Annotated in this window: 20 protein-coding genes and 1 tRNA gene; 5 read left to right on the forward strand and 16 right to left on the reverse strand. The window is 37.3% G+C overall.

The window, feature by feature from the left end; translation table 11 throughout:
* Positions 1-5: 5 nt before the first annotated feature.
* Positions 6-1,259, reverse strand: a complete 1,254-nt coding sequence (locus ACZ5YP_RS07155) for an RsmB/NOP family class I SAM-dependent RNA methyltransferase (RefSeq protein WP_464835055.1) — start codon at positions 1,257-1,259, stop codon at positions 6-8.
* A 62-nt stretch (positions 1,260-1,321) separates the two neighbouring features.
* The gene (locus ACZ5YP_RS07160; RefSeq protein WP_464835056.1) at positions 1,322-1,477 is read right to left on the reverse strand and encodes a hypothetical protein; all 156 of its coding nucleotides are present in this window, start codon (positions 1,475-1,477) and stop codon (positions 1,322-1,324) included.
* Between the two features lie 172 nt (positions 1,478-1,649).
* On the opposite strand from ACZ5YP_RS07160, the gene ACZ5YP_RS07165 reads away from it, so the two are divergent.
* From ACZ5YP_RS07165 to ACZ5YP_RS07175, 3 genes are all read left to right on the forward strand, one after another.
* The gene (locus ACZ5YP_RS07165; RefSeq protein WP_464835057.1) at positions 1,650-2,630 is read left to right on the forward strand and encodes a hypothetical protein; all 981 of its coding nucleotides are present in this window, start codon (positions 1,650-1,652) and stop codon (positions 2,628-2,630) included.
* A 52-nt stretch (positions 2,631-2,682) separates the two neighbouring features.
* Positions 2,683-3,708, forward strand: a complete 1,026-nt coding sequence (locus ACZ5YP_RS07170) for a hypothetical protein (RefSeq protein WP_464835058.1) — start codon at positions 2,683-2,685, stop codon at positions 3,706-3,708.
* 45 nt (positions 3,709-3,753) lie between these two features.
* A tRNA-Val gene (locus tag ACZ5YP_RS07175) sits at positions 3,754-3,828 on the forward strand.
* A gap of 11 nt (positions 3,829-3,839) precedes the next feature.
* Here ACZ5YP_RS07175 and ACZ5YP_RS07180 read toward each other — a convergent pair.
* The 8 genes from ACZ5YP_RS07180 to ACZ5YP_RS07215 form a co-directional block, all read right to left on the reverse strand.
* Positions 3,840-4,697, reverse strand: a complete 858-nt coding sequence (locus ACZ5YP_RS07180; protein ID WP_464835059.1) for a DMT family transporter — start codon at positions 4,695-4,697, stop codon at positions 3,840-3,842.
* Positions 4,698-4,702: 5 nt separating this feature from the next.
* A complete protein-coding gene (gene arcC / locus ACZ5YP_RS07185) occupies positions 4,703-5,671 on the reverse strand; it encodes a carbamate kinase (RefSeq protein ID WP_464835060.1) in 969 nt (322 codons plus the stop codon).
* 96 nt (positions 5,672-5,767) lie between these two features.
* On the reverse strand, positions 5,768-6,547 hold the full coding sequence (locus ACZ5YP_RS07190; RefSeq protein WP_464835061.1) for a radical SAM protein: 780 nt from the start codon (positions 6,545-6,547) through the stop codon (positions 5,768-5,770).
* A gap of 83 nt (positions 6,548-6,630) precedes the next feature.
* On the reverse strand, positions 6,631-7,509 hold the full coding sequence (locus ACZ5YP_RS07195) for a hypothetical protein (RefSeq protein ID WP_464835062.1): 879 nt from the start codon (positions 7,507-7,509) through the stop codon (positions 6,631-6,633).
* Positions 7,506-8,117 (reverse strand): pyroglutamyl-peptidase I, encoded by a 612-nt coding sequence (locus tag ACZ5YP_RS07200; RefSeq protein WP_464835063.1) that lies wholly within the window; start codon positions 8,115-8,117, stop codon positions 7,506-7,508. The genes ACZ5YP_RS07195 and ACZ5YP_RS07200 overlap by 4 nt, the downstream gene beginning before the upstream one ends.
* Before the next feature lie 136 nt (positions 8,118-8,253).
* Positions 8,254-9,036, reverse strand: coding sequence for an HD domain-containing protein (locus ACZ5YP_RS07205; RefSeq protein WP_464835064.1), 783 nt, complete (start codon positions 9,034-9,036; stop codon positions 8,254-8,256).
* 67 nt (positions 9,037-9,103) lie between these two features.
* On the reverse strand, positions 9,104-10,117 hold the full coding sequence (locus ACZ5YP_RS07210) for a hypothetical protein (protein ID WP_464835065.1): 1,014 nt from the start codon (positions 10,115-10,117) through the stop codon (positions 9,104-9,106).
* A gap of 152 nt (positions 10,118-10,269) precedes the next feature.
* Positions 10,270-10,707 (reverse strand): YkgJ family cysteine cluster protein, encoded by a 438-nt coding sequence (locus ACZ5YP_RS07215; protein WP_464835066.1) that lies wholly within the window; start codon positions 10,705-10,707, stop codon positions 10,270-10,272.
* Positions 10,708-10,799: 92 nt separating this feature from the next.
* Here ACZ5YP_RS07215 and ACZ5YP_RS07220 point away from each other — a divergent pair, with 92 nt between their 5' ends.
* Positions 10,800-11,876 (forward strand): ABC transporter substrate-binding protein, encoded by a 1,077-nt coding sequence (locus tag ACZ5YP_RS07220; RefSeq protein ID WP_464835067.1) that lies wholly within the window; start codon positions 10,800-10,802, stop codon positions 11,874-11,876.
* 11 nt (positions 11,877-11,887) lie between these two features.
* Here the strand turns inward: ACZ5YP_RS07220 and ACZ5YP_RS07225 are convergent, their stop codons facing one another.
* The 6 genes from ACZ5YP_RS07225 to mpgS form a co-directional block, all read right to left on the reverse strand.
* Complete coding sequence (locus tag ACZ5YP_RS07225; protein WP_464835068.1) at positions 11,888-13,459, reverse strand: amidohydrolase; 1,572 nt, start codon at positions 13,457-13,459, stop codon at positions 11,888-11,890.
* Between the two features lie 14 nt (positions 13,460-13,473).
* Positions 13,474-14,445 carry a DHH family phosphoesterase gene (locus tag ACZ5YP_RS07230; protein WP_464835980.1) on the reverse strand — a complete coding sequence of 324 codons (972 nt, stop codon included), beginning with the start codon at positions 14,443-14,445 and terminating at the stop codon, positions 13,474-13,476.
* Positions 14,446-14,560: 115 nt separating this feature from the next.
* Positions 14,561-14,998: a hypothetical protein gene (locus ACZ5YP_RS07235; RefSeq protein ID WP_464835069.1), complete on the reverse strand. Its 438-nt coding sequence runs from the start codon at positions 14,996-14,998 to the stop codon at positions 14,561-14,563.
* A 302-nt stretch (positions 14,999-15,300) separates the two neighbouring features.
* Positions 15,301-15,678, reverse strand: coding sequence for a hypothetical protein (locus ACZ5YP_RS07240; protein ID WP_464835070.1), 378 nt, complete (start codon positions 15,676-15,678; stop codon positions 15,301-15,303).
* Entirely contained in the window at positions 15,665-15,859 is a 195-nt protein-coding gene (locus tag ACZ5YP_RS07245; protein ID WP_464835071.1) for a hypothetical protein, read from the reverse strand. Before ACZ5YP_RS07245 ends, ACZ5YP_RS07240 begins: the two co-directional genes overlap by 14 nt.
* 189 nt (positions 15,860-16,048) lie before the next feature.
* Positions 16,049-17,215: a mannosyl-3-phosphoglycerate synthase gene (gene mpgS, locus ACZ5YP_RS07250; protein ID WP_464835072.1), complete on the reverse strand. Its 1,167-nt coding sequence runs from the start codon at positions 17,213-17,215 to the stop codon at positions 16,049-16,051.
* Positions 17,216-17,274: 59 nt separating this feature from the next.
* On the opposite strand from mpgS, the gene ACZ5YP_RS07255 reads away from it, so the two are divergent.
* A complete protein-coding gene (locus ACZ5YP_RS07255) occupies positions 17,275-17,910 on the forward strand; it encodes a hypothetical protein (protein WP_464835073.1) in 636 nt (211 codons plus the stop codon).
* Positions 17,911-17,977 lie beyond the last annotated feature (67 nt).

The following is a 17,977-nucleotide window of genomic DNA, read 5'->3' on the forward strand; positions in this document are numbered from 1 at the left end:
AATTCCTATTTTTCCAATCTAGCTATAAAGAAGCCTTCAGTTGCATGTAGGTGTGGAAATAACCTCTTTACTTTCTCGTGTATAGGGTATTTTCTATAGCCATGACTACCCTGTACTCTCGGCTCTCTCAGTTCATGGTTTATACTTTGACTCAGTGTTTCTAATACTACTTCTTCTCCCTCCTCAGGCATTAGCGAGCAAGTAGCATATACTACTCTCTCAGCGTGTTTGAGGGCGTTACTCAATATACCTATTTGTAGTTTTTTCATTTCAAACACTATTTTGTCTTCTTCGAGAAAGATCTTTATTGCAGGATCTTTTGATATAGCACCACTACTACTACAAGGCGCGTCAACGAGTCCATAATCTCCATACTCTCTCAGAGTGATATAGCGGCCGTCGCCAAGTACTAGTTTAACTCTTGAATCATCTACTCCATATAGCTTCAACAGTTTTTTCATTGCTTCTAGTCTACGTGGAGAAGCATCAATAGCAATAATTCTCGCTTTGTTTTCAGTTAACTGCATTACAAGAGATGATTTTACTCCTGGTGCAGCTGCAAAATCATATACTAGAGAGCCTGGTTCCGGTTTCAATGCTTCTACTACTAGTACGCTGGCCTTGTCTTGGGGTATAATGGCGCCTTCTCTAAATAATCTATGAGTCCTAATAGGTTTCTTTGATTCTACTACTCTGAGTAAGTATGGTATATCACGGTCTACTTCTACTCTAACACCGGTTTCGTCGAGTTCTCTCACTGCTTTATCAACATCTATTTTCAAGGTATTTACTCTCAACCACAATACTCTCTTATTCAGTGCTGAAAATAATTCTTCTACTTCAACAGAGCCGAGCAGGTCTAGGAACTCATAGTACATCCATTTTGGAAACGAGTATTTTATATATGCTTCTACTTCTTCAAGGCCCTCTTTCAATCCTGGCAGATCTCGTAAAACAGTCTTTTTTAGTTTTGATGGTGGTTTAACCCCCTTCTCCGTGAGATATAGGTAGAGAAATAATCTAGCTAGCACTCTATGTGTTGGCTCTAGTCTACCGTGTTTTTCACAGAGGTATTTGAGTGTATAGTATTTTGAAATAAATAGTCTTGAAAGCTGGTATAATTCTTCGCGCGTGTATTCTCTACTACTACACTTATGGGTTCTACATACTTCTGTAAATGCTTTACGGACAGATATCTTTCTTGTTTTAACATGGTATAATACATTGGCAAGTACTGATATCACGTCGTCTACATCCATGAAGCTACCCTCTACTAACTAACATGTAAATAAAGTATACAAGGATTTATACAGTGTGAAAATTACTCTGGAGACTCGTTTATTAATTTCTCAATATACTCTAGCAACTTCTTTTTCAAAACATCTCTTTCATTTATTTTCCACATTGTTAATGGCTTGTATTTACCAAGGACTACACTCTTTTTCCTCTTGGTTCTACTTACTCCCGTTTTCAACACCTAGGGTTATAAACTCTTGGTTCCTAACTAATGGTATATAGATAAGCCCTAATAAACCTGTCATACATTATTGAAAAGAAATAAGGATTCAATGGATTTTTGAATATTAACCATTAAAGAAGTAAAGAGACATTAGAAGACAGACAACAAGCGGAGTATTAATGGTGTAGTAATGAATACCATAGACCTACATGGAGGCTACTTATACATTAGAGAAGTAGACAGCGAGAAATACAAGTGTAGAGTATTTATAAAAACAGGTGAAGATAAACCACCACTACATGTATCATCGTTTAGAAATCATAGATTAATAGAAACAATATTTGAAAACGGTGGAGTAGTATATACTCTAGACATGAATAAATTGAAGCAACCATTGGAAGTATATGTTTTCTCTACTGGCTACAACGGGCCTAGTGTTAGAGTATACCGTGTATATAAAAACAATATAGTGGAATACAGTATTGAACCACGTGGAATAAGAGTTTCATCTGGTTTTACCAGAGTAGACGATATTGTTGAAGAAATAGCTGCATATAGACGAGCATGGAGTAGTACTCTGTGTGGAGGAGTCGACGAACACGTATTATTATACGAAGTGTTTTTAAAAGCAAAAATAGGCTTGAATTACGGGTTGTTCCGGAGGATTAAAGAAGCCTGGATTGAGTATTCCATAGAGTATCTTGGATACATATATTCACTAGTACATTCTCTTCTAATAGAGAAGGGCTATCATCTAGAAAGCGGCTTTGAAGAAGTTGAAAGAATATGTAGACTTGTTAAATCATGTAGTAGTGTTGATTGGAAGGGGTTTAGCACACTATATAAAACTGGTGATAGGAGAATAATGGTTTTTCTCGAGAGAATGATTGGTGCGTCAAAACCAGATGTATTATTGTCTACTAGTGATAAACAAGTAGTAGTAGAGTGTAAACAAGGAGCACCTAAAACATGGGTTTCAAAAGCAATTAAACAAGCAGTGAAATACAGGCGTTATGCCAACATTCTTGTTTTAATTACCAATAGAAGGCTCAATAGAGAAGACTATGAAGAACTAAGTAAACAATACGACTACATCTTAGAAGACTGTTCACTACGCAATACTCTTCTATGCAAAACACTACTAGTGCAAATACTCAATAATGTATTGTAGAGCTTGTGAGAGGATATATATCTATTTGAGAATATAGACAAGGGGTTTTGAATTGAATACTGAACGCCGCGAATTGATTCCAATACTATTTCTAACAATTTACTTAATAAGTGGATTCATATTATTTGTAGCTGTTAATACAGGCTATTATTATTCAATTCTCTATACACCATATTGTCTATTTTCATGGAATTGTATATTAGAGCCGTTTACATCTATAGTGACTTATTCGTCGATAGTAGTACTGGTAGTAGACGCTGTATTTGCATATTTGTTTTTAACACTACTAGTGAAAAATACTAGTTTGAGTTTGAAAACCATAATTGGGGTATATCTTGCCGGCTCATTAATACTCTTATTTTCAGAGTCGCTTTTCTTAATTAGCGTAAACAGTGTGAAGAAAATCATACTGGGAGCGAGTAGTGGTGGAATACTTGCACTTGGATTTCTTGCAGTCTACCTCGAGTTAAATACTAAATACTTAATTATTAGTGTAAGAAAACAAAGATATATTACTATTCAGCGCACACTTCTACTATTTATACTCTACTTAGTAGTCCGACTAATACTTTCAACCATGTATACAACAAGTAAATTCGACTACGCCCCAGTGGGCTTATTGATTAGTGGCCCGGTGGGATACGTCATAGGTGCTACTCGGTTGAAGAAGAAAGTAGAATATTTAGTGTTTAGACGAATAGGCTTAGTGTTTACAGCTCTAGCTATTGTACTACTCTCTGTTTTGCTAGTCTACTCAATAGGGTATACATGGAGAAACTACCAGAATACCACGCTGTACTATGTTAGTAAAGAATGCGATATTGAATACAGTGTTCTCAAGGGGTATTTCCAGGGGAGAGAAGTAATTAAAACAGAGCAAAAAATACTTATTCAACCATTTGATGAAAGCGATATACGTGCAGAGTCGTTTAAAGGAAGAGTACACGGAGAATGTAGAGTTTTATATGAGCAGTCACGAAGCTACACCTACTACTCGTGGATAATAACTCTAATAATAGATGTCATTTTGTTATCTACATACATAATAGCACTTTCGAAAACAACTAGGTCTTCATAGAAAATATTTTAATCCAGATCAAAGAATTCTAATAGAGTGAAAGGAGGGCCCGTCGTCTAGCCTGGTTAGGACGCCGCCCTCACACGGCGGAGGTCCGGGGTTCGAATCCCCGCGGGCCCATTCCAGTAATACTAAGAGTGTAGTTTCAACTCGGCTATAGTGCTTATAAAGAGAGATAGTGTAATTAATCCTCCACCTACTATCTTGTAGATTGTAATGTATTCAAGGCCCATTAACACTGAGAATATAGTGGCAAAAACTGGTTCTAAGAGAAATACTATTGCAGCAGTGGTTTCCGATATATATCTCTGTCCAAGTACTTGGAAAAATGTTGCTCCTATAGAGCAGGCTATAGCTAAGTATATAATATACAACCATGCTTCAATGGTTAAATCAAGCCCTGTTAGAAATGCTGGTGGCCCATATAGTGAGCCAGCTATAAACATTCCAAATAGGAATTCCAACATACTTGAAAACCCGTATTTAGAAATCAAGATTATTTGAAGAGCCCACATTATAGTCCCAGCAAAAACCAGTAGTCCTCCAATACCGAGCCCGCCGGTTGGCGATGTTAAAACATAGAGGCCGGTAATAGCTGAAACCAGTGCTACTAGATCCAGCCACGAATACTTTTTCTTAATAAACGCCGAGTATAAGTGGACGTGTATTGTTGCTAACCCGGTAATAAACGCGCTCATAGAAGGCTCTATGTAGACTGTTCCAGCTCCTTGGAGGACAAGGCCTGTTGAATAAGTTAAACCTACAATAAAACCATTCCGGAGGCTTTTATAATATAGTTTTCTATTGAGTAATTTGAATAGAATGAGGGGTAGTAGTACTAGAGATGCTATTAGTGTTCTCGTAAACGTATATGTAAATGGGCTTATCAAACCAACTGACAGCTTAATAAACGCGAAGCTAGTACCCCATAAAAAAGTAGTCATAACTAGCGAGAAAAAACCCAGTATTTTCAATTTACTTATCCTCAAAAACCCTACCCCGGTATAATTCTAGTACCTGCTTCTCCACGTAGTGCTTCAGCGGCGTTCTTTAAGTGAGCTATTATTGCTAGTTTTCCACCATTCTGGACAAATCTAATACCTGCTAGTATTTTTGGACCCATACTTCCCGGTTTAAAGTGTCCTTCATTGTATAGTTTGAGGGCCTCGCTCGCCGTGATTTCTCTTATTGGTTTTGCATCTGGCTTGCCATAGTTAATGTATGCAGTGTCGACATCTGTTAGAATTAAGAGGATACTGGCTTTTAATGCAGAAGCCATTCTCTCTGCTCCAAGGTCTTTATCTATTACTCCTTCAACACCAACTAGTTTTCCATTTTCATCTACTACTGGTACTCCTCCACCACCATCAGCTATTACTATAAAGCCGTTTTCTGCGAGTGTTTTAATAGCATCTATTTCAACTTGTATTATTGGGTCTGGTGATGGTACTACTCTTCTATAGCCTCCCCTGGGGTCTGGTTTAAATATCCAACCGAATTCTCTTGCTAGTTTTTCTGCTTCTTCTTTTTCATACCATGGACCCACGTATTTAGTCGGGTCTTTGAAGTCTGGATCGTCTTTTCTAACTAGTGTTTGAGTAACTACTGTTACTACGCCTTTAACCCTCGACCCTAGTAGGCCTTTTTCTCTGAGTTTATTGAGTATTGCTTGTTGCAGGATATAACCTAGCCATCCCTGAGTCATTGCTCCAATAATGTCGAGTGTCATTGGTGGTATATTCTTGTATTTTAATCCAAGCATCATTAGTTCTGCCAGTATACCGGCTTGTGGACCATTACCATGGGTTACTACTACTCTATATCCTTCTTCTATGAGTCTAACTATTGTTTCAGCCGCGATATACGCGTTTTTCCAGTAGTCTTCAACGGTTCCTCTATCGCCTTTTGACTGGAATGCATTTCCACCAAACGCTATTACTATTAAATCTCTATTGTTATTCATTTCAATCAACCACCTTTTGATACAGGTTGTAGTGTTGAAAAAGAGTAGTGTATATATCTGTAAATACTTATTTATATTTATATTTAAAGTTTAAATTTATATCATAAAGTCTGGTATTCCACTGGGATCGTATGCTATTCTAGGAACTAGTTTATTTCTACGTAGTAGGTCTTTGACGTGTGGATATAGTATTACATATTCTTCGTCGATGCATTCTGATAGAGCAGGGTGTATACTAGCTAATCTCTTTTTAAACAATGCATAGGTTTCCTCGTTTGAAAAACTAAGCATTACAGCGGGATAGAAGTCTTCGCATGGTTTTAACCCCTGAGAGTAAAGGTTTTCTAGTGCTTTAAACTGGTATTCATAGAAGGATGCATCAGCACCTGTAAGTAACTCGAATTCTCTTGGTGTACACCCTTTAAAGCTCACTCTAATTATTAATCTATGAAATCGAGAGAGTGTTTTTGTGTAATCTATATTTTTACCCAGGAGTAATCCATTGGTTTCAAGTATAAAGTAGTAGTTTGTTTCTTCAATGTATTCTAGTAGTTTGACTAGGTGATCTAGTCCTATAGTTGGCTCTCCACCACTAAGTCTTAGATAGCGGTATTTGTATTTAGAGGCTATTGAAACGAGTTTATTAAATGCTGATTCAGGAGTTTCAAACCAGCCTTTATCTCCATAGTAACTATACCTCCAGCTCCAACAAAATTTACAGCGGAGATTACAGCCAACAACATCTCCCGTTGCTATGCCACCATACCATCTACCCCCACGAAACCTATAATACCTCCTCTCTAAAACTCCATTTCTCCACCTGGTAACTTGTTTTTCAACTATTCCTGTGAGTTTAAACGGGTCTAATCCAGGCATGTAAACCAGCTGTAATCGACTCGTACTTCATGGTTAAGTATTCAATACTTCTTATTATGTATCAGTAGAAGCCAGTATCTCGATTAAACCTGGTATACGTTTTTAACTTTTGTAATTAACTCTTCGAATTCGTCTATGTAGTATTCTCTACTACCAACTAGTATTTCCTCAATACTGGTTTTTCTCGGGTTTTTCAGTCTACCATATACGTATATGAGTGATTGTATTACTCCATTTAACACACCAAATCTGGATTGTGCATGGCGGTATGGACAGTTAATACTGCATTGCTTACAGTATAGTCTACCATTACGTAGACACGCAGACTTAGAGATTAGAGTTATTTTCCCTAGTAGTTTAGCGTAGTGTCTATCTATTGGAGCATACTCTGTTAATCCATAAACATGTAGTAGATATGCATTTGCTGATTTTACACCAAATCCAGGTATTTTCATTAAACCAAGTACTTCTTCTAGAGGGGTTTTCCCATTTGTAACTACATTGTCTATTTGGTCTCTTACAGCATTGAATTCTCTTGGAATATAGGATTGCGAATCAATATATTTCTTTAATACTGCCTCTCGAACCCACTTCAATGTATTAACGTAGTAATCAGTGTTTCTCGAGAGGTAGATAGAATACGCTACTATCTTCTTGTATAGTGGTTCATAGACTAGTGTTACCTGGTTTGCAATACACTTCTCTATATTTAATCTACTACATACTTCTCTAAACAACCAGTGTTTTTCCAGTCCGAGTATTCTATCTAGACTTGAAACACTCTGGTGACTTACCCTACAAGTTGTTTCTAGTGTAGACTCGTTAAACCGGCACTCCAAACCCTTTAACTCTCCGTATTCAATACTGAATATAAATCCCCCTGCACACTCATCTAAATTGATTACTGGTAGAATGTAGGAGTAGAGGAGTGTTAGTCCATAGTGTACTCCTTTAATAATCAATTCAATCCACTCGTAGAAACCTCTAATACACATCTTACAGTATCTAATATGTCTTGAAGAGGCAGTCCAAACCCTGTTTCTCTTCTCAACTGGTTTATTGTTGAGGGAGGTATGTGGAGGAATCCAGCTGGTACATTTCTTTCTACTCCATACTTCATAATTATATATGCAATAGTGTTGCAGAGGAATAGACCAGTAGATAAACTGGGCCTCAATGGAAGAAGTCTCTTTTCTCTACACTCTACTAGTATTTTCTCTACTGGCAGTGTTGTATATAGAATACTAGGACCTCCCCCTTCAACATCTATGTATTTAGCTGTAAAACCATCTACATCTGGTTGTGTAAAAAACGCTTTATTTACACTAGCTAATTCCAAGTCAACCATGCGGGTTGAAGGATTTAATCCAAGACCGAGAACTAGTTTTGGCTTGAATGATTCAAGTATTTCACGGAGTATTACACGTGCTTTATTAAATGAAACAGGGAGTACAAAGCCTCTTACTCTGAAGTTATTGATTAACACACCATCTAGTAGTCTTGCAATTTCACCACTAGGGTTGTTCCAATATCCTCCGTAATAGCCAAAACCAGTAACAACTATATCCATTTTCAACACCAATATTTCAATAATTTACACTCGTAATCTATAAGTAGTATAGAATCTGGGCGGTTAAGCATTAACTAGATAGTATCTATCTATTTTTTATAAGGCATGAAAGGTGCTTCTTGAGCAATTATAGTTTTTACGGGTATGATTTAAGATATGTATTGTCCACTATTGCATATACTTCAACATAGTTTTTTAATGGTGTTGAATTTAGTTTAGGCATTAATACATTGTCTACTTGGAATAATCCTGCTTTCTCACTCATATAGACGTTTATTCTTACTGGTCTTTTATCAGAGGTTGTAATCTCCACCATTTTAATACTTAGTGCTGATATACTGTGTATTGATATACCGCCGAGTTTATAGGGTACTCTTGCGCGTCCTTCAGCCATGTCTAGTCCATCACCTACTTTGACGCATCCTGCTTCAATAGTGAGGCATTCTACATCGTAGCTTGTACAGTGTATTGAATGCATTATTTCCTGTCTTAGTTTAAACCTGGTGTATGGGTCTTCTACTATTTTCTCTAGTACTCTCTCAATAATGGGTTTTGCCAGGATAGCACCTATTTTCTCGTGTAGATCTCTGTGAACACTGTTTCCTATGTCGTGTAGTAGTCCGCCAATGAGTGGTACTAGCATAGCGTATTCTTCTCTATCTACTACACCATCTTTAATCAATGTGGATTCAACACCGTTTTGTCTTAGCAACTTGTATATGTATACAGCTGCACCTGCAGCTATTTTCGCGTGAACTGGTCCATGGTCGTTGTATTTCAATCTATTAACAGCCATTACATTAGCCATATACCAGAGTGATTGGACCTCAATATCGTTTTCAAGGAGATTGTATGCTCTTCGTAGCAGTATGTTTTCACCTAGAACTTCATCTAGTAGCTTAGTATTTACAATAACCAATACAACCACCAATATAAACGAATTTAAAATACTAAAATAAATCAAATGTATTAGAAGACAAGCTGGTTTACTTTGTAATACCCCAAATTCTTACTACTAAATGACTATTCGTATAGTTGGAGAGAACAACTAGGAGTTTTTGAGGCTCGGATATATCGTATTCTGTATTTCCAACTAGTCCACGCCAGGCAACAATGCGTCCTTCATAGTCTAGGAGAACTGAGATATCTATTCCCACAGGACTTCTCAGCGTTGCAATAACATACGTGTATTTCTTGTATTTATCTGACTCTCCCACAAAGAACGCTATTAAGTCCTCGACACTCCAACCAGGCTTTAAATCTAGTGTTGCTACTAGTGGTGCTTTGAGTAATACCATTGCCAGGTTTACAAGATCTAATGCCTCCTCGGGTGAAACAGGCGGTTTTGCGGGTGCAATGCCCGTAGGTGTTGTTGGCTTTTCTTCGGGTTTTACTTGAGTGGGAGTTGTTGTGGGTGGTGGGGTTGACAGCCTGCTCGGTGTAGGTGGAGTGGGCGGTTTTGGTGTTTCTTTTACTTCTGGTTTTGCAGGTGTTGGTGGTGTAGGTGGGGGTTTAGGAGGCGTAGTGGGAGGAGTTGGTGTTGTGGGCTTTTCTGGTTTGGGAAGGGGTAGATTGAATACTGTATTAATAGCTGTAAGTGGAGGATTCTTAACGTATGCTGATAGTGCATTTATATATGTTTCAACAAATCTTCTACATTTATCCAGGTCGCCACTGCATTTTCCACTAACAGCTATTATTACTTCGTGGTTGGGACGTATATCAAGTGTTATTTCGAAGTTGAAAGAAGTAGAACTACCTGTAACTACAATTTTGTTTTCATCAATACATTTACCCGTAATTGGAAGAGTTATAAACTCGTAAACTCTTCGAAAAGCTGATTTTGAAACAGTCCATCTAATTCTAAGGAAATCTTTTTGTCTCTCAATAACTTCAAAATCAGCTGTACTCTCAACGAAGTAGCTAATGTAGTAGACGAGTTTTTTTGTCACATCTGGAAGCGCGTAGCTCACTACGTATGAGCGTATTTCACTAGACAACAATACCCCCGTTTACCACTTAAATATTATATACCGTCAACAAATTAAAAAACAAATCACACATAAAAATATACATCTGCGTAAAATAACTATTTGTTGTATGAATTTATAAATATTTTCATGGCGTAAAAGTGGGAGATTAAATAGCTTATTTATTTTTTAAAACACCTTTCTATTAATTTAATAGATGATTTTTCAAACAATCTCCAATCTACACGGTAATTGTAGGTGTTTTCAAGTTCTTTCAATACACTGCGCAGTTCGCTAATCCCTCTAATTAGTTCTAAACAGTCTATCTCTCGTGATAGTGGACAGTAATCATCAATAATTACTCCTTTTTCTTCATTGTATATTAATGGATATACTCCACACCCTAATGGCTTATCATTGTAAATAGTGCACTTGCCATCTTCTCCGAGGAAAATACATCTTCCATTTATATTAACTAGCCGGTAAAATCCACCACTCTTTTTATAAAACCCTTTATATCCTCTCTTCTCTATTCTCTCAATATCTTGACGTGTAAGTATCATTTCAGTGTTATAACAACACCTAGAACACTTCATGCAGAAAGCATTGTTTTCTAGCACTCTGTTTTACACCTACAACTAGTTTAGTTTATTCAATAATTTAAAATTTAAAAATCCTCTAGTTGTTTATTTGGATTTTGGTGTTGGACAAAATGTCCAAGCGCATACAAAAAATAATTGTAGTGTATATCTTGATATTGCTCTCTGCGAGTATTTTAACTAGTTGGATAATTCAAACTCAGAATTCCATAATATTAACTGATACACTTGGTAGAACAATAGAGTTTAATAAACCACCCAGCCGCGTAGTTACTCTTTCACCATCAATAACAGAGATAATGAGTGAACTCGGCGTTCTCGATGCTATTATCGGTGCAGATACGTATTCATACAATGACTGGTATTTGAATATAAGTAGAATTCTAATAAACCAAAATGTTTCAGTAGTGGGTGGTTATTGGTGGAGTACTATTAAAGTAGAAGAAATATTAAAATTAAACCCTGATGTAGTTCTAGCTGATAAAGGTGCACATCGACCACTACTAGAAACCCTTGAGTCATATGGATTGAAAACCATATACTTACATGGTGGTTCTGCTACAAGCATAAACGATGTTTACAATGACATATACACTATTGGACTACTTTTCAATAGAACAGAAAGAGCACTAGAATTAATAAATGAAATAAGTGAAGTTTTAGAGAGTAGTAGAACACTGCTAGAACCATACCGAGAGAAGAGAGTTTTGGTAGTAATTGATTTATGGCAGGGTATATGGGTGGCTGGTAGGGGAACATATATAGACGATTTACTCTCAAAACTTGGATTGATAAATGCAGCTGATCTATATGGATGGGGAAGTGTAAACATTGAAACAGTGTACAGGTGGAATCCAGATCTAATAATTATCGCGTGTTCATATCCAGAAGACACTATTAGATCAGCCGGCCTCTACGACCTTGAAAAACCAGTAGTGCAATTAAATGAAACAGAAATAGATATATTATCGAGACCAGGGCCAATGCTTAAACTTGCACCCAGAGTAGTATTTAATACCTTAATAAAAGCTCTTGGAAACCAAACAAATACTACTCAACAACCAGTACAACAATTTACACGCGAGAAGAAAACAGATATAGACATAGTATTAACCACTGGATTAGTAATAGTAGCTGTAGCATTAATTATATTAGGTATACTAGTAGCAGGGAAAAAGAAGACTAGCTAGAATCTTTTTATCTAAAACACTCTTATTCCACCTACATAGGTTTCTAATACATTTATACACCTTAATTCTCTATCAGGTGTATCCAAGGGATCTCTATCTACTATTATAAAGTCGGCTAGTTTACCCGGTTCCAGTGTACCAATAGAGTGGCCGCTTCCTACAATTTCAGCTGAACCCTGAGTATATGCGTGGAGGGCATCTATTATTGATAACGCTTGATCCCTTGTGTCTTCATAGTATGGAATATTTTCATATCTACCCCGAGTTACAGCGGCGTATATTGTCTCCCATGGATTTACGGGTTCAACAGGGGCGTCTGTTGAAAATCCAATTGTTAAACCGTTTTCAATTAATGTTTTAAATCTATACAGCCACTTTACTCTTTTTTCACCAAGTCTGTTTTTAGCCCACCAATCCGTGATTATGAAGTGTGGTTGAACGGATATCATGGGTTTTAGTTCTCTTAGTACTTCTAACTGGTCGTCTCTTATGAGAGATGCGTGTTCTATTCTATGTTTTACTCTACTTGAACCAGCTTCTCTAAATGCTTGTAGTACGGTGTCGAGTGCTCTATCACCGATTGCGTGGACTGCTACTTGTAGTCCATGTCTACTTGCGTCTACTACTATCCTAGTTAATTCCTCTGGGTCTAATGCAGGCCCTCCACTATTGGATGGATCATCACTATATGGCTCACTAAGCCACGCTGTTCTAGATCCAAGCGATCCATCTGCAAATAATTTTATACCCATTATCTTCAAGTATTCATCTCCAAATCCAGATTTAACACCTAGATTCTTCAATAAATCGAGTGTGTTTTCCTCGCCGTCGCGGTGGTATAGGTAGAGTCTAACACGGATTTTGAGTTCTCCAAGAGACCATAGTTTCACTATTGCTTTCAACACTCGGAGGTTGCATCCTGCTACTCCAATACTGGTCACACCGTGTTGCAACAAGTGTTCTTGTGCTGTTTTAACGAGGTGTAGATAGTCTTCCTCGCTTAGGTCGTTTTTTATTTTTTCTCTTACATATCTCAGTGCGTTTTCAAATAATACTCCAGTAGGCTCTCCATTCTCGTCTCTATCTATTCCCTCAACTTGTTTATCTATAATGCCTGATTCTATTAACCCCTTGGTGTTTACTACACCAGCATGTAGACAGACCCTTGTTAGCAATACTGGTCTGTCTTCTACTACTTCATCTAGGTCTCGCCGGGTTGGCCATCTTTTTTCTTCTAGTAATTCGTGGTCCCAGCCGTGTCCTAGAATCCATTTAAATCTTGTTTTTGAAGCATATTCACGTAGCTTCTCTTTGATTTCTGCTATGCTTTTCACTCCCCTTAGATCAAGGGTGGAAATTGCTAGTCCAAGTGTGTCTATGTGTAAGTGTGAATCTATAAATCCAGGTAGTACAACTCTATTCTTTAAATCTACTACTTCTCCACCAAGTGTTTTTACTAGTTCAAGTGCTCTATTAGAACTGCCAACATAGAGCACTCTATTATTGCTTACAACCATGCCATCTGTTATTCTCAATGGTTTAAAAGATATATATATACGTCCATTTATAAAAGCTCTAATCAAATTCAATACACCATTTAATCCTCTCCAAGCATTTTATTTAACTCCACCAGGAATAAATAAAATAAACTACGTGGAAGTCTAGCGCCAGCGGCAAACGGATGTCCTCCACCATGAATACCTAGTTTTCTACTTAGTTTTCTCAGTATAGTGTTTAAATCGTGTTTTCCACTCCCACGTAGGCTTATTACATATAGATCTCTTCTCTCTTCTATTGCTAGCCCCACTTCTACTCCTCCATAGATCCGGGCGTAGTTTGCAGCTCGCCCTATACTGCCAGGTGGGTTTATAACATATGCGATTTTACCGTGGATTTTAAGATTGTTTTTAACCCATATCCGCATGTTTTCATCTATTTCTGCTTGTTTAATACTTCTAGCGACTAGTTCTTGGTATTGACTTGGTAGAGCGTTCTTCGACAAGTATTCTACTACTGTTCTCTTGAATTCATGGTCTCTTCTAGAGCCTTCAAGCCCCTGGGATAAAACACCTGCTTCGAGATAGATCATTCTTTTATCCCATCTCCACAATTCCTCTTTAACCCATGGCGTTTCATCGAGATAGTCTGAAATAGCTCCATACAAGCCAACACGTCCATACTCGTTTGAAAGGCCTTTTTCATAGAGATATCGATATGTCAGCTCGGATGCCGAACAACACGTGTTGTGAACCCACTCAATGCCTCTGGGGGGCTCAAAGCCTTCTGGTAGTGGGTGGTGGTCTATGTATACGACGAGTCCTTGGCGACTATATTCCTCGAGGGTTTTTACCAACTCGTTTGCCATTATTTCATCAATTGCAATATCTACTATGAATACATTGTCTCCGGGTTTAGTTGTCTCCCTGAGATCTCCTATTAATCCCACTGGATGTGTAAAGAAGACCCTTGTATTACACTTATCTCTTAAATACGTGAGGAGGAGTGAGGCCGAGCAAACGCCATCTCCATCTCCATGTGCTAATACAATACAATTAGACAAGTATAACACCATGGATCTCTAGTCTAATAAAGAATATATGTCTAACTCTTAGACTAGTAGCTAGCAGATGAGCAGTAGTAAAAATGGAATTTTACTTTTTAACTCCCCAAATCCTTACTTTTACTTATTTGCCGTAAAATGCTGGAAGTAGTGTTATTAGCTTTATTCTCTCAGAGATATCGTATTCTCTTCCACCGACAAATCCACGCCACGCCACTATTCCTCCGTCTTGATCCAATAGTATTGAAACGTCTAGATCTCCATTACTTCTAAGTGTAGCTATTACATAGTTATAATCTCTGAATTTACTCGAGGACACTACAAAGAAGGAGAGTAGATCTTCAATAGTCCACGTTGGTTTTAAATCTAGTGATGCTACTAGTGGTGCTTTAAGCAAAGTCATCGCTAGATTTACAAGGTCTAATGCCTCCTCGGGTGAAACAGTTAGTTTAGGTGGAGTTGGTGGCTTAGGTGGTGCTGGTTTTGCTTCAACGCTCGGCGGCGGGGGAGGTGTAGTGGGCGGCTTCGCTTCTACCCTGGCCTTTGGTGACTCCTCTTTCACTTCTGGTCGACAAGATACATCACCAGTAAGCACCCTAGTTTTATTGTATTATAGGCCTCTTAAATAAATATATAAATAAATATATATTGTAAATAAAAAAGATTCGCTTATTATCCAATTATTACTTCCACGCTGACGGGAAATATGTGGGATTTGCATGCTATGCATAGTGTTTAATCCTTTACATGTATTACATGGTAGCAACTATAAACTACTAGCTAATAGAGAAGCACTTGTAGGTTTTAATTCGAGGCTAAATAATATACGTTGTTTAAATGCTCGTAAATCATGTGATTTAAATATTATTTAACTAGTATTGATTTCACCAAAGTAGCTAGTTCGCTGTCCCCGGGTGATCCAGGGTAGACATTGTCTACTACAATAACTCCTTGGCTTTTTAACCAGGTTTTAATATGTCCTGGTATGCTTTTCAATGATGCTATTATTGATTGTTCTGGTTGTAGTATATCTTTAACTAATAGTATTTTCTTTACGTCTTTAGCCCATGTATTATAGTCCTGTGTATTAGTTATTATCATTAGTTTAATACTTGGATCAGTGGGTAAATCCTCACATGTACCAGCATGTGTAAAGACCAAGTCTACTTTGAGGTCTCCTGGTTCTCGACGGAGGAGTCTCTTGGCCCTATCATATAATTGTCGGAGTCTACTGAAATTCAAGTATTTGCTTCGATTTAACTAAATCCGTGCTGACAGTGTAGCAGTATTCATTTCCCCTTTTCTCTCTTATACTGGTATACCGTGAAATATGGATTAATCTATTACCCTCTACTATAAAATAGTATCTTCCCGCGTCAAAGCCTCGTAGTTTATCGCAAATGTTAATGGTGTTTTGCTGCAAAAAACACACCTATGCTGTTAAAATTTGAATAAGGGCTACCTTATTTTTGATTAATGGAAATATTTCTTAAAGACACTGCTGGGTATAATTCACCATGTAGAAAGATAGAAGAGATATATAAGTATTGACAGTATTATTGATTCTCCCAAGTGTTTTTCAACAGCGTCTTAGAGGAGTTGAAAACAAGTGTTAAAGCCCGAGTGCAATACTTAAATTACTCTCTGTTAGAATGGAGTCTAGTAGCTCCTTCGGGTTTATTTTTGGATACTCGTATTTCCTTGTTGGTTGTGGTTCATCGAAATACCCTAATTCTCTAAGAGTTTTCAAAATGAATTCTCTCCCTCTGTCATCAGGTATTTGTGAGTGATATATTGAAGAAATACTTTCAAGGATCATTTCTAGAACATGTGCTTCACCTTTCTCTGCATGTATATGTGGACTTAGAGATTCAACTTGGTATATTTCAACATGTCCGGGGAGCGATGGACACAAACCTCTATCTACATTAACATAGCATTTTTCAAGTATACTAACTAATTCCTGTGTTTCAATAGAAAAACCACTTCCATATACTAATTCCCTCGCTAGATCAATGCTCATAGCGTGTTCTCCACTATTCGACGTTTTAATTATATCGGTTTCGATCCTCCTCTTTAACGATAGTACTTTATTAAATACTTCGTTAACCGTGCTCGATGCTCTTCCCTGTCTTCTATAGTAGAATTCCTGAGAGGCCATCCATGCTTTATAACCCCAGTAGATTCTAACCATTTTGTATTTAGACTCGCTCATGGAAAGCATTGTATAATAGATTAAAGAATACTCTAATACAACACTTGGAATATAGTTGTCGGCATCTACAAATGCAATGTTTTTAGCTCCTAGTCCATCAGCTAATAAAACTCCTATAAGCATACCCTCGCCTTTTCCATCTCGTACTAGGGAATTATCGTCAATTAGAGATGAATAACGGTCTCTTAGTTTATCTGCTATACACTTGTCTTTCTGGTGTACTACTATGATTTCTCGACCAGTACTTCTATAAATTGTTTTTGCAACGTCTAATTCTAGTTTATATAGGTTGAAAGGAGCGATTGCAGAGTTTGAAACCACAATGATTGGTGAATAGTATGGTATAGCCCTTAAAACACCCTCTAATGCTAATAGATCCTCGTTTTTAACTGGAACTATAAATACAGTCGAGCTCGCCACGTCTTCTAGTTCTCTAAAACTGGAGATATTATAGCCGCCCGGCCTTCCACTACTACTTATTGAGAAGAGGGATTGGACTCTCGACAGTTCATATATTTCTACTGCACCATAAGCTTCAAATCTAACAGGGTAGTTAATGAGCATTGCTCTCACTGTCCTAGTTTATAAAACACTATTACGGTATTATATATGGGCTGAGTGGTTTGAACGAGATCATAGCATACTTCATTAAAATACTCGAGGCTATTGGATACACTTTTGTAATATGGGTACTAGGATATCTTCTTGGACACGCCTCTAAATACATTATTACTAATATACTTGGAAAACTAGGAGTAGACGAGTTTGTAAAGAGAACGGGTTTAGGTAGAGCTATAAGAAGAACTGGGTTAATGGGGCATGAATTCTTCGGAATTTTAACTGCATGGATCATATACTTGTTATTTGCATTTCTAGGTCTATATATTGCAGGTGTAAAACTAGAAGTAAAATTCATAATAGATATTGCTGAAACAGTAATATACGTGTACATAGCTGGTGGATTAAAACTACTCTTAATAGTGTTAATTGGTTTTACACTAATAGATGTATTTGTTGGATACATATATAAGAGTACAGAGTTAAAAGCAGAAATGCAAATCCTCTACCCCATGGCCGAGTATATTAGAATAACCCTCTATATAGCCGTAGTAACATACGCCGTCGAACAAAGTGGGCTCGGTGTGGGTGTTCTACCAATGCTTTTAATGCCGCTTATTTGGGGAATAACAATACTGATAGTATTGTTTACAATATACCTTATTCTTATTTCGATTAGAACTTCACGTGTAACTCAATAGTGGATCATTAATAATAGTTTTTACACGAGTTTGTAGTATTTGGAGTGCTTTAACTAACACACTGTGT

This window comes from Sulfophobococcus zilligii (assembly GCF_055398255.1).

What these genes read in the sequence shown, in the direction of transcription:
- ACZ5YP_RS07155 (WP_464835055.1), bottom strand. Translation starts at nt 1,259, where the DNA reads ATGGATGTAGACGACGTGATATCAGTACTTGCCAATGTATTATACCAT.
- ACZ5YP_RS07200 (WP_464835063.1), bottom strand. Translation starts at nt 8,117, where the DNA reads ATGGATATAGTTGTTACTGGTTTTGGCTATTACGGAGGATATTGGAAC.
- arcC (WP_464835060.1), bottom strand. Translation starts at nt 5,671, where the DNA reads ATGAATAACAATAGAGATTTAATAGTAATAGCGTTTGGTGGAAATGCA.
- mpgS (WP_464835072.1), bottom strand. Translation starts at nt 17,215, where the DNA reads ATGCTCATTAACTACCCTGTTAGATTTGAAGCTTATGGTGCAGTAGAA.
- ACZ5YP_RS07165 (WP_464835057.1), top strand. Translation starts at nt 1,650, where the DNA reads ATGAATACCATAGACCTACATGGAGGCTACTTATACATTAGAGAAGTA.
- ACZ5YP_RS07190 (WP_464835061.1), bottom strand. Translation starts at nt 6,547, where the DNA reads ATGCCTGGATTAGACCCGTTTAAACTCACAGGAATAGTTGAAAAACAA.
- ACZ5YP_RS07220 (WP_464835067.1), top strand. Translation starts at nt 10,800, where the DNA reads ATGTCCAAGCGCATACAAAAAATAATTGTAGTGTATATCTTGATATTG.